Genomic DNA, 11,492 nt, shown 5'->3' with positions numbered 1-11,492 from the left:
ACTCCAAGGGCTTTGTCCGCCGCATCCTTACCCGTTCCAAGAAGAACGTGCTCGGCGTGAAGTCCAAGAGTAAGAAATAATCATAACTTTCTTTTCGTCGCGTTCGGCTCTCTCGGGAGCCTTACTCGTTTTATTAATGTCGTCTGATTAGCTTTGCCTTTTTCTTTGTTTAATATATCATTTTAAGTCACGAAGTTGGCTAAGGCACTATTTTCACCACAATGACACGATGGCACTATGTTTCACAAAGATTTCTTAAAATGTAAGTTACAAAGGCACAATGGCCCGCTTTTTGGGTTTGGCTTTTGCCAATTCGAGCAAAAGGCACAAGGGATACAATGGCACGCAGGCAAAAAGTGCTATCCAGTTCATTCACTTAGCATGGGTGCAATCGCCTGAAAAAAGCCCCCCGGCCGTATTTTAGCAAGAAAGCGGGCAGTGCCATATATTTATATATAAATAATTAAATTCCCGCTCGCGTACCTCTCAAATAACAGGCAGTTTCTTTCGAACGCGGTACTCGGTGCCGGCCTCATGATAGACTCATGGATAGTCACGGCCATACTGTACATCTAGAAATAATTGGTATTATGTGGCGTAACCATAATGCCGCTTGAAGGGTAAAAATTTTTTCTTTCTTAGCCTTTGTAGGCATTGATTTTATCGGCGCATATTAATCCCTTAACATAAAAAGTGATTAAAATAAAAAGGTTTAAGAATGATGCAGTATATTTTATGAAAGCAACTCTTTAAAATCACAACGATATTCTGTGTTCAGGGGAGTCTTATGTCCAGGGCAGAAATATTATCGCAACTGAAGCAAACCGAAGAGGAGGCTAAGGTCCGCAAGGCGAAGGCCGAGGAAGAGGCCAGGCAGATCGCCGCCGCGGCCCGAAAAGAGGCCTCCGGGATCGCCGAGGCTGCCAGGAGCAAGGCCGCAGCCGACGCCGATGCAAAGATAAAGAAAGCATTGGCCGAGATACAGGCCGAGGCGAACGTCCAGAAATCAGAAGGCGAAAAGCAGGCAGCCGCGCTCAAGACCTCCGCGAAGGCGAAGGTAGGCGCCGCGACAGACTATCTCATGAAAGAGTTCGAGGGGTACATCAATGCTAGAGCCTCAACGCATGGATAGGGTCCTCATCGTCGGTACAAAAGACGTAATGGAAACGACCATTAATACCCTACACGATCTGGACGTCTTCCACGTTGAAGATTATACGGCCGAGGGCGAGTACTTCAAGATCGGCAAGCCCCTGAAGGCCGCCACATCGCTCTCCGAAAAGCTCCTGAAGCTGCGCTCCATACGCAGCTATCTCGGCACGAAGGGCAATATCCAGTTTAAGGAAAAGCGCGGGAAAGTGGTCTCCGATATCGATAAGGACCTGGGCCCCCTGGAAAGCGCGCTCACCTCGAAGCTGAACGAGAAAAGCGCCCTCGAGTCCGGGATAAAGGACATAGTCCACAGGGAAGACCTGCTAATGCCCTACGAGGCGCTCGGGCTGCCCCTGGAGCTGCTATACGGCTACGAGAACATCGCCGTGTTCATTGGCACGGCCCCTAAGGATATCGAGCCCGTGGTCAAGGCTGTAACGCCCGACTACGAGCTGTTCTCCGCCCCGTATGAAAAGGGCCTTGTCATTGCCCTGTTCGTGCCCCGGAACGTCGCCCCAAAAGTATCCGAATCATTGTTCAAGAACGATTTTATCGAGATCGAGCCGCTGCATGAGACGGGGCAGCCGTCCGATATCAAGAAGGCGCTCGAGGGCAAAAAGGCCGAGCTTTCGGCGAATCTCAAGGCGGTCAACAAGGACATCGAGGAGATGAACAAGCAATATACGAAGTTCATCCTTTCTTCGGAAGAGCTTCTCACCATCGACACGCAGAAGGCCGAAGCGCCCCTGAAGTTCGCCACATCGGACAACGCGTTCGTCATCGACGGCTGGGTGCCGGTCAACGAGTTCGAGGCGTTCAAGGAAAAGATGCTGAAGGCGACGGGCGACGGGGTCTACGTGACCAAAGTCGAGCCGGAGCCCAAAGCGTCCAGGACAGATATAGGAGTCTACGAGGAACACCATGAGATAGACGCGCCCGTAAAATACGCCAATCCCGGCTGGATGCACCCGGCGGAACAGTTCATCGACCTTTACGCCCGGCCGATGTACAACGAGATCGACCCGACCGCGCTATACTTCATCGGATTCCCGCTCTTTTACGGGTTCATCCTGGGAGACATCGGCTACGGGCTGATAATATTATTAATCGCATTGATCGTAAAAAAGGTGATGAAGTACTCGGATGGCTGGCAGACGCTGGCGATCGAGGGCATATACTGCTCCATATCTTCCATAATTTTCGGCTTCATATTCGGCGAGTGCCTGGGCTTTAACATGGCCGAGCCCGTGGCAGAAGGAGGGGGCTTCCTGGGAGTCAGCCTGGCAGGGCTCTACCCGCACGGAGCCCATCTCGGCCCGATAGGCCCGTTCTCCCTGCCGCTGGAGAGGCTCGTTGCAGGAGGATTCCACGAAGGCTCGTACGTGTTCGGCATCAAGGACCTGCTGGTCTTCTGCTGCCTGGTGGGCGTCGCCCAGCTACTTCTCGGGTACGCGCTCGGGTTCAGGAACGAGCTGAAGCAGCATGGCCTCAAGACCGCCATCCTTCACAAGTGCAGCTGGGCGTTCATGCTGATGGGCGGCGTATGCATGGTCTGGTACGTGTTCCCGCTCATGATCACGGGGACGCTGCCGAGCTTCAACGCGATGAACCCGCTATTCGTGGCGGGGGGAATCGTTTTCCTGATCGGGTTCGTATTACTTCTCATGGGCGAGGGTGTCATGGGCATTCTCGAGATCCCCAACTTAATGAGCAATACGCTGTCCTATACTCGTCTTCTGGCGGTGGGCATGTCCTCGGTGGGCATCGCGTTCGCCATCAACACGATGGTGAGAATGCTGGGGGAAGGCGGTATCGCCGGCTTGATAGCGGCAGTGATCGTGTTCGTCCTGGGACACTCGATTAACGTGGCGCTGGGCATATTAGCCCCAGGCCTGCACTCGCTCAGGCTGCACTATGTGGAGTTCTTCATGAAATTCTACAAGGGCGGGGGCAGAATTTACGATCCATTTGGATACATAAGAAAATATACGGAGGATTAAACTATGCCAGTTGATGGATTAGTCGCAATAGGCGCAGGTTTAGCTGTAGGATTAGCAGGTATCGGCTCCGGTATGGCGGAGAAGGACATCGGCGCGGCCGCCGTCGGCGCGATCGCCGAGGACCGCTCGCTGTTCGGCCAGGCCCTGATATTTACTGTGATCCCGGAAACAATCGTCATTTTCGGACTTGTCATTGCTATCCTGCTGATGTTCATATAAGCGGCTCTGAAAGGTGAACCTACCATGGGACTGGACAGAGTCGTAAAGGACATCTCTGATAAAGCCGAGGCCGAGAGCAAGGACATCATCGGGAAGGCACAGGTGGAGGCGTCCACGATTAGAAAGGAGGCCGAAGCCGAGGCCAAAAAAGCGTACGACACCGAGATGGCGCGTGCCGACGAGGCCATATCGAAGATGAGGCAAAGGGAACTCTCGAGCGCCAAGCTGGACATGAAAAAGTCCAAGCTCAACGCCGAAAAGGACGTGCTCGGCGAGGTGCGTTCCGACCTGGTCAAGCGGCTTTCCGCCATGCCGAAAGAAAAGAAAGTTAATATATTAAATAAGCTCATAAATTTGGCCCGGAAAGACGTGCCGGCCGGTAAAATATACTCCAATGCCGGAGACGCCGAGCTGGTGAAGAATTCCGGCTACGAGTACGGCGGCAACATCAAGTGCATCGGCGGCATCGTCGTTACGAGCATGGATGGGAGCGTCAACCTCGACTACACGTTCGACTCCATCGTGGACGACGTCTGGAACGCGCAGATGAAGCCCGTGTCGGACATTCTATTCGGCTCAAGGTGATCCAATGTTATTTAGGCGAAGCGCGGGTGCGGGTAACTATCCCTATGCGACGGCCAGGGTCAAGGCCCGCAAGGCCTTCCTGTTCCCCCGGGATACGTACCTGAAGATGCTGCAGATGGACCTGCCCGAGATCAGCCGCTTCATCGGCGAAAGCAAGTATAAGGACGAGATCGACGAGCTGGCGACGAAGTACGCCGGCATTGATCTGATGGAGTACGCGCTGAACTTGAACCTGGCGCGGGACTTCCGCGATATCATGAGCTTCTGCGAGGGCGACCTCAAGCTCCTCATCGGCTCGTACCTCAACCGGTGGGATACCTGGAACATCAAGACCATCCTCCGGGGCAAAAGCTTCGGCGCCTCCGAGGACGAGATCCGCGAGACGCTCGTGCCCGCGGGGAGCCTCAGCATGCAGAAGCTGAACGACCTCATCCGGAAGAACACTATCGCCGACGTGGTCGACGGGCTGGCCGGCACCATATTCCACGACTCGCTCACGGCGGCGCTTGAAGAGTACAATAAGACCCACTTGCTGTCGGCGTTCGAGAACGCCCTCGATAGGACATACTACGCGAACCTCATGTCGATCAAGATACTCAACTCGAAGGCGGACGAGCTTTTCATCAACTTCATCAAGCACGAGATCGACAGCGTTAACCTCCGGACCCTCTTCCGGCTCAAGCGGGAGAACGTCGAGCAGGACAGGATCACGGCCTACATGATCCCGGGGGGCTCGAAGTTCGGCATGGACGACCTGAGGAAGCTGGCGCAGGCGCCGAGCTACAACGAGTTCCTGAGCATGCTCAAGGAATATAAGCTGCCGGAGGAGCTGCAGCCGGCCATTCAGAAGTCGCAGGAAACTGGCTCCCTCAACTCGGTCGAGATCGCGCTCCGTAAGGCCCTCATCGCCGACGGCGAGAAGATATCGCACCTCTACCCGCTCTCGGTGACGCCTATATTAGGCTACATCGTGCGGAAGAACACCGAGGTCAACAATCTTCGCATCATCGCCCGCGGCAAGGAGTCCCACCTCAGCGACGAGGTCATCAAGAGCCAGCTGGTGATATGATGGAGATAGCGGTCATTGGTAAGAGCGATTTCACGACGGGGTTCAGGCTTGCCGGAGTGAGGAAGACCTACGACGTGGCGAGCGATAAGGACCTGGAGGAGAAGGTCAGGGCGTGCATGTCCGATAATAGCGTGGGCATCGTGGTGCTGCACGCCGACGACGCGAAGAGACTTCCCGCGGCGCTCCAGAAGATAGTCGACGAGTCCGTGGAGCCGACGTTCATCGCCATCGGCGGCCGGGAAGAGAGCGGCCTCCGGGATAAGATCAAGAGGGCCATAGGCGTCGACCTGTGGAAATAGTCATCATAGTAATTGAAAAGGGTGTTTATCTTGCAAACAGGAGAAATATTCAGAGTTGCCGGCCCGGTCGTCACCGCCGTCGGGCTCCAGGCCCGAATGTACGACGTGGCCAAGGTCGGCAAGGAGGGTCTCATGGGCGAGGTCATCGAGATCGCCGATGATAAGACCATCATTCAGGTTTACGAGGACACGTCCGGCCTCAGGCCCGGCGAGCCCGTGGAGAACACGGGCATGCCTCTGTCCGTTGAGCTCGGCCCGGGATTATTAACGTCCATCTACGACGGCATCCAGAGGCCGCTGCCCATTTTAAAAGACAAGATGGGCAACTTCATCGAGCGTGGCGTCACGGCGAGCGGGCTGCCCCACGATAAGAAGTGGCAGTTCACGCCCACGGTGAAAGCCGGCGACAAGGTCGCCGGAGGCAGCATCATCGGCACGGTACCCGAGACGAAGAGCATCGTCCACAAGGTCATGGTGTCCCCGCTGGTCGGCGAGACCACTATCAAGGACATCAAGGCCGGCGAGTTCACCGTCGACGAGATCATCGGCCATTTAGCCGACGGCACGGAAATAAAGCTACTGCAAAAGTGGCCCGTCCGTAAGCCCAGGCCTTTCACTGAAAAGCTCAGGCCCGACATTCCGCTGGTCACCGGCCAGAGGATCCTGGACTGCCTGTTCCCGATCGCCAAGGGCGGGACGGCGGCCATCCCCGGCCCGTTCGGCAGCGGCAAGACCGTCACCCAGCAGCAGCTCGCCAAGTGGTCGGACGCGGAGATCGTGGTCTACATCGGCTGCGGAGAGCGCGGCAACGAGATGACCGAAGTGCTTTCCGAGTTTCCCCACTTAACCGACCCGAAGAGCGGCAATCCGCTCATGGACAGGACCGTCCTCATCGCGAACACCTCCAACATGCCCGTCGCGGCAAGAGAGGCTTCCGTTTATACCGGCATCACCATCGCGGAATACTACCGTGACATGGGCTACGGCGTCTCGCTGATGGCCGACTCCACCAGCAGGTGGGCCGAGGCCATGCGTGAAATATCCAGCCGTCTCGAGGAGATGCCCGGCGAAGAAGGCTATCCGGCATACCTGGCGGCACGATTATCCCAGTTCTACGAGAGATCGGGCCGTGTCATCACCAAGATGGGCAAGGAAGGCAGCGTCTCGGTCATCGGCGCCGTCAGCCCGCCCGGCGGAGACTTCTCCGAGCCGGTCACGCAGAACACGCTCCGTATCGTCAAGGTCTTCTGGGCGCTGGACGCCAAATTAGCCCAGCGCAGACACTTCCCGGCCATCAACTGGCTGAACAGCTACTCGCTGTACCAGGACAGCCTGAAGGAGTGGTATACGAAGAACATAGGCGCCGACTGGAACGCATTAAAAGCCGAGGCCATGGAGCTCCTGCAGAGAGAGTCTGAGCTCCAGGAGATCGTGCAGCTCGTCGGCTCCGACGCGCTTCCCGAAGACCAGCAGCTTACGCTCGAGATCGCCCGCATGATAAGAGAGTACTTCCTGCAGCAGAACGCCTACCACGAGGTCGACACGTTCTGCAGCCTCAAGAAGCAGTATATGATGATGGGCGAGATATTAGCGTTCGGCAGGCTGGCGAGGAAGGCGCTTGCGGCCGGAGTGCCCATCCCTAAGATCCTGTCGTTAAAATCCAAGAACGACCTGGCCAAGGTCAAGTTCGAGCCGGACTTCGAGAAGTACCTTAACAACATCGATAACGAGATGAAAGCCGAGTTCAAGGCCCTGGAGGCGGCATAAATGAAGGAATATAAGACAATCAGCGAGATCGCCGGGCCTCTGGTGTTCGTCAAGAAGACCGAGCCCGTCAGCTACAACGAGCTCGTGTCCATACAGCTCGGGGACGGCACCATCAAGAGGGGCCAGGTGCTGGACACCTCGAAGGACATCGTCGTCGTACAGGTCTTCGAGGGCACGGAAGGCATCAGCCGCGAGTGCGGCGTCAAGTTCCTCGGCGAGGCGATCAAGATGCCCGTGAGCAAGGACATGCTCGGGCGCATCCTCTCGGGCTCGGGCGACCCGCTTGACGGCGGCCCCGCCATAATACCCGAGAAGCGGCTGGACATCGTGGGCGCGGCCATCAACCCGTACTCGCGGAGGCAGCCCAAGGACTTCATCCAGACCGGCATTTCGACCATCGACGGCATGAACACGCTGGTCAGGGGCCAGAAGCTGCCCATCTTCTCGGGCTCGGGCCTGCCCCACAACGAGATCGCCCTGCAGATCGCCCGTCAGGCGAAAGTTGTCGGCTCTACCGAGCCTTTCGCCGTCGTGTTCTGCGCGATGGGCATTACCGCCGAAGAGGCACAGACCTTTATGCAGGACTTCGAGAGGACCGGCGCCCTGGAGAGGGCGGTCGTCTTCATGAACCTTGCGGACGACCCGGCCATCGAGCGTATCATCACCCCGAGGCTGGCGCTTACCACCGCGGAGTACCTGGCATTCGAGAACGACATGCACGTGCTGGTCATCTACACCGATATGACCAACTACTGCGAGGCGCTGAGGCAGATCGGCGCCGCCCGTGAAGAGGTGCCCGGCAGGCGTGGCTACCCCGGCTACATGTACACCGACCTGGCACAGCTCTACGAGCGTGCCGGCATGATCGATGGCAAGAAGGGCTCCATCACGCAGGTGCCCATCCTGACGATGCCCGGCGACGATATCACCCATCCGATCCCCGACCTGACCGGGTACATCACGGAGGGCCAGATCGTGGTCCAGAGAGACCTGCACCGCAAGGGCATTTACCCGCCCATCAACGTGTCCCCGTCGCTATCCCGTTTAATGAACCTGGGCATAGGCTCCGGCAAGACCAGGGAAGACCACAAGGCGGTGTCGGACCAGTGCTACTCGGCCTATGCAGAAGGCAAGGACCTGAGGGGCCTGGTGGCCATCGTCGGCAAGGACGCCCTTTCCGAGAGAGACCGGAAGTTCCTGGATTTCGCCGACATCTTCGAGGACAGGCTGGTCCGGCAGGGCCGCGAGGAGGACCGGAGCATCGAGCAGACCCTCGACCTCATGTGGGATCTGCTCTCGACGCTGCCCATAACCGAGCTCAACAAGATCGATAACAAGTACATCGACAAGTACCACCCGGCGAAGAAGAAGGCCGCGGCATAAGGTGAACTGAATGGCTATTAAGGACAACATCAAGCCCACTCGCTCCGAGCTGCTTGAGTTGAAGAAGAAGATCGTCCTGTCGCAGAGCGGCCACAAGCTGCTCAAGATGAAGCGGGACGGGCTCATCCTGGAGTTCTTCGAGATCATGGAGAAGGCCCGGAACGCCCGCAGCGAGCTCATGAAGAGCTACGACGACGCGGCGACCAAGATAGCCATTGCCCGGGCTGTGGAGGGCGTCGTGGCGGTCAGGTCCGCCGCGTTCTCCCTGACGGAGAAGCCGGAGATCAGCCTCGAGAGTAAAAACGTGATGGGCGTCATCGTGCCCAAGATCGAGTCCTCGGGCGTGCAGAAGCCCATCCTGAACCGCGGGTACGGCATCATCAACACCAGCTCCAGGATAGACGAGGCGGCCCAGGCCTACGAGCGGCTCGTGGAGCAGATCATCATCTCCGCAGAGATCGAGTCGGCCATGAAGAAGCTGCTGGACGACATCGAGAAGACCAAGCGAAGGGTGAACGCTCTCGAGTTCAAGGTGATCCCGGAGCAGCTCGAAGCTGAGCAGTTCATAAAGCTCCGGCTCGAGGAGATGGAACGCGAAAACACGTTCCGCCTGAAGAAAGTCAAAGACTAGATATGCATATCCTGGAAAAATTCACGGCGCTCTGGAACACACCCGAGGGCCGTTCTCTTATTTTTAAAGCGCTCTGGTATATTTCGCTGGGCATGGTGGTGCTCGGGTACCTGATCATCGCCTATTTGCTATTAATGACCTGAATCGCCTTTATTTCGCTATCGCCAGGAATAAAATAGGCAGGTAGACGGAAAATGGTATCAGCCACAGGAGGGTTAGACACAGATGGAATATCGCCGATCCCATATTTTAGCATAGCGGGCAATCACATATTTATAAACGAATGCGTTATTAACATGTATAGCCATACGATTATGGGTGTTAGTGCATGACAGAATGGTGGGCTTTTAAGCCTATTTCAACGGCCTTCGAGAAGACTAAAAAACTCCTCCTGGAGCCGTTCAATGCCTGGACGTGGCTAAAGCTGATGGTCATAGTGTTCTTCGTGGGCATTGGGTCGGGCCGCATAGGCAACCAGTTCAGCAATACGATGAACTATAATACCGGATCATCGGACGCCTCGAACATAAGATATGCCATCAACTCGCTCCTCTCCAACCCCGCTGTCATCACGATGCTCATCATCGCGGCCGTCCTCATCGTCATCGTCGCGCTGATATTCGCTTACCTGCGCAACGTGTTCTCATTCGTCCTTATCCGGGACCTCGCCTCGGGCGACGTGCACGTCATCAAGCCTATGATGGAGAACCTGGGCAGGGGCCTGAGGCTCTTTGTCTTCACGCTGGTGGCGGGCATATTTACCCTGGCGGTCGTTCTTGCGTTCATCGTCGTTGTCGTCCTCGCGGTATTACTGGCGATAAAGATGGGAACGGCCTCGGCCGCGGGCATCATTGCCACGATACTGGCTATCTGCCTCATCTGCCTGCTCATACTTCTCATGATCATATTCTGCGTGACCATGGGAATATTCATCGGATTCACCTACGATTTCGTGGCCCCCATGGTATATTTCAAGGGCATGGGCATCGTCGAGTCGTGGAAATGGCTCTGGGCCTCCATTAAGAAGAACTGGCAGCAGTACGGCGTGTACGTGATCACGCGCTGGGTCCTTGAGCTGGGGGTCGGCATCGTTTCGCTGATCATCCTGGTGCCCGTGTCGCTCATCTTTATCGCGGTCCTCGTGCTCGGAGGCCTCGCCGCCGCCGCGGCGGTAAAGACCAGCATCGCTATCACCGTGCTCATCGGCCTGGTACTCCTGGTCGTGCTGGCCCTGTTCATCCTCGCCATACTGGCCATATCGATGCCCATCGCGGTGTACTTCCGGTACTACTCGCTCGACGTGCTCCGGCATATCGACCCGTCCGCCGTCGCGTTCTCGGAGAGGTTCACGCCTCCGCCGCCGACGCTGCCGGCCTGATCTTTTTACTTTTCTATTTTGAAAAAGCTTTATATAGCATACGATTTTACCTTTACTTTTACCACTGGTACGGCATGGGATATAACCATATGTAAATGGTTTATTTTCTGTTCCCGCCTGCCGGGAAAGGCACGTAGGAGGGCCATGGTCATGTAAGCCCTATGGAGGCTGAGACATGGAAATGGTATATCGTATATTGAACCTGAAGAAGTTACTCATAAATCGTCAAGCGAGAAACAAAGACATTAATTTTAACAATGGAAAGGCAGAGGCGACCACAGACCTGAGTATACGGGGGTATCGCGAGTGACCACAACCGGAGAGGTTCATAAGGGCGTAATGGTCTGGGCGGTCAAGAACTCCGTATTCCTGCTGATCATAGCGCTCGTCATCATCGAAGGCTCGGGTCGCCTGGACTGGCTCATGGGCTGGGCTTATATCGTGTTCATGTTCGTATTCGTCGCTGTGACGGGCGCCGTCCTTTACCGGCTTGACCCGGGACTGCTGGCCGAACGCTCGGGCCCCCAGGAAGGCTCCAAGCGATGGGACCTGGCGCTGGCAAGCCTCATTTCCGTCTGGCTTCCCCTGGCGATCTGCGTCATCGCGGCCCTGGATAAGAGGCTGGGGTGGAGCCAGGAAATCCCGCCCGGGGCCCAGGCTGCCGGCCTGGCGCTCGCGGCCGTGGGCGGATTGGTGATAATCTGGGCGATGACGGCGAACCGGTACTTTTCCGCCGTCGTCCGCATACAGGAGGACCGCGGGCACCGGGTGGCAACGACTGGGCCCTACCGGTGGGTCCGGCACCCCGGATATGCCAGCATGCTCCTGTATTATCCGGGAACGGCCCTGGCGCTGGGGTCCCTCTGGGCTTTCGTCCCGGTGGCGCTCATCATCGTATTGATGTTGCTGCGGACGTCCCTCGAGGATGAGACGCTGAAAAAGGAGCTCCCGGGGTACTTAGATTATACAAAAAAGGTCAAATACAGGCTTATACCGGGCGTATGGTAAC

At 56.5% G+C, this 11,492-nt stretch carries 12 protein-coding genes; all 12 read left to right on the top strand.

What is annotated here, in order from left to right; genetic code table 11:
- The first annotated feature begins 787 nt into the window (after window positions 1–787).
- Entirely contained in the window at window positions 788–1,132 is a 345-nt protein-coding gene (locus VMC84_RS04780) for a hypothetical protein (protein ID WP_325378628.1), read from the top strand.
- A complete protein-coding gene (locus VMC84_RS04775) occupies window positions 1,107–3,152 on the top strand; it encodes a V-type ATP synthase subunit I (protein WP_325378626.1) in 2,046 nt (681 codons plus the stop codon). The genes VMC84_RS04780 and VMC84_RS04775 overlap by 26 nt, the downstream gene beginning before the upstream one ends.
- 3 nt (window positions 3,153–3,155) lie before the next feature.
- Window positions 3,156–3,371 (top strand): ATPase, encoded by a 216-nt coding sequence (locus tag VMC84_RS04770; RefSeq protein ID WP_325378625.1) that lies wholly within the window; start codon window positions 3,156–3,158, stop codon window positions 3,369–3,371.
- 24 nt (window positions 3,372–3,395) lie between these two features.
- Window positions 3,396–3,956: a V-type ATP synthase subunit E gene (locus VMC84_RS04765; RefSeq protein ID WP_325378623.1), complete on the top strand. Its 561-nt coding sequence runs from the start codon at window positions 3,396–3,398 to the stop codon at window positions 3,954–3,956.
- 4 nt (window positions 3,957–3,960) lie between these two features.
- The gene (locus VMC84_RS04760) at window positions 3,961–5,025 is read left to right on the top strand and encodes a V-type ATP synthase subunit C (RefSeq protein WP_325378621.1); all 1,065 of its coding nucleotides are present in this window, start codon (window positions 3,961–3,963) and stop codon (window positions 5,023–5,025) included.
- On the top strand, window positions 5,025–5,324 hold the full coding sequence (locus tag VMC84_RS04755; RefSeq protein WP_349256743.1) for a V-type ATP synthase subunit F: 300 nt from the start codon (window positions 5,025–5,027) through the stop codon (window positions 5,322–5,324). Before VMC84_RS04760 ends, VMC84_RS04755 begins: the two co-directional genes overlap by 1 nt.
- Before the next feature lie 27 nt (window positions 5,325–5,351).
- Entirely contained in the window at window positions 5,352–7,091 is a 1,740-nt protein-coding gene (locus VMC84_RS04750; protein ID WP_349256742.1) for an ATP synthase subunit A, read from the top strand.
- Window positions 7,092–8,474 carry an ATP synthase subunit B gene (locus tag VMC84_RS04745; RefSeq protein WP_325378616.1) on the top strand — a complete coding sequence of 461 codons (1,383 nt, stop codon included), beginning with the start codon at window positions 7,092–7,094 and terminating at the stop codon, window positions 8,472–8,474.
- Window positions 8,475–8,484: 10 nt separating this feature from the next.
- The gene (locus VMC84_RS04740) at window positions 8,485–9,105 is read left to right on the top strand and encodes a V-type ATP synthase subunit D (protein WP_325378615.1); all 621 of its coding nucleotides are present in this window, start codon (window positions 8,485–8,487) and stop codon (window positions 9,103–9,105) included.
- Between the two features lie 2 nt (window positions 9,106–9,107).
- Window positions 9,108–9,248 carry a hypothetical protein gene (locus VMC84_RS04735; RefSeq protein WP_325378613.1) on the top strand — a complete coding sequence of 47 codons (141 nt, stop codon included), beginning with the start codon at window positions 9,108–9,110 and terminating at the stop codon, window positions 9,246–9,248.
- 185 nt (window positions 9,249–9,433) lie between these two features.
- Window positions 9,434–10,483 (top strand): DUF7544 domain-containing protein, encoded by a 1,050-nt coding sequence (locus VMC84_RS04730; protein ID WP_325378611.1) that lies wholly within the window; start codon window positions 9,434–9,436, stop codon window positions 10,481–10,483.
- Between the two features lie 306 nt (window positions 10,484–10,789).
- Window positions 10,790–11,491 (top strand): isoprenylcysteine carboxylmethyltransferase family protein, encoded by a 702-nt coding sequence (locus tag VMC84_RS04725; RefSeq protein WP_325378609.1) that lies wholly within the window; start codon window positions 10,790–10,792, stop codon window positions 11,489–11,491.
- The last annotated feature ends 1 nt before the right edge of the window (window position 11,492 follow it).

The sequence above is a fragment of the Methanocella sp. genome, from assembly GCF_035506375.1.
In the GTDB taxonomy this organism is placed as follows: domain Archaea; phylum Halobacteriota; class Methanocellia; order Methanocellales; family Methanocellaceae; genus Methanocella.
This window is presented reverse-complemented; position numbering and strand designations above follow the sequence as displayed.

Coding starts and splice junctions, on each gene's coding strand:
- VMC84_RS04780 (WP_325378628.1), top strand. CDS start 788: ATGTCCAGGGCAGAAATATTATCGCAACTGAAGCAAACCGAAGAGGAG.
- VMC84_RS04775 (WP_325378626.1), top strand. CDS start 1,107: ATGCTAGAGCCTCAACGCATGGATAGGGTCCTCATCGTCGGTACAAAA.
- VMC84_RS04770 (WP_325378625.1), top strand. CDS start 3,156: ATGCCAGTTGATGGATTAGTCGCAATAGGCGCAGGTTTAGCTGTAGGA.
- VMC84_RS04765 (WP_325378623.1), top strand. CDS start 3,396: ATGGGACTGGACAGAGTCGTAAAGGACATCTCTGATAAAGCCGAGGCC.
- VMC84_RS04760 (WP_325378621.1), top strand. CDS start 3,961: ATGTTATTTAGGCGAAGCGCGGGTGCGGGTAACTATCCCTATGCGACG.
- VMC84_RS04755 (WP_349256743.1), top strand. CDS start 5,025: ATGGAGATAGCGGTCATTGGTAAGAGCGATTTCACGACGGGGTTCAGG.
- VMC84_RS04745 (WP_325378616.1), top strand. CDS start 7,092: ATGAAGGAATATAAGACAATCAGCGAGATCGCCGGGCCTCTGGTGTTC.
- VMC84_RS04740 (WP_325378615.1), top strand. CDS start 8,485: ATGGCTATTAAGGACAACATCAAGCCCACTCGCTCCGAGCTGCTTGAG.
- VMC84_RS04735 (WP_325378613.1), top strand. CDS start 9,108: ATGCATATCCTGGAAAAATTCACGGCGCTCTGGAACACACCCGAGGGC.
- VMC84_RS04730 (WP_325378611.1), top strand. CDS start 9,434: ATGACAGAATGGTGGGCTTTTAAGCCTATTTCAACGGCCTTCGAGAAG.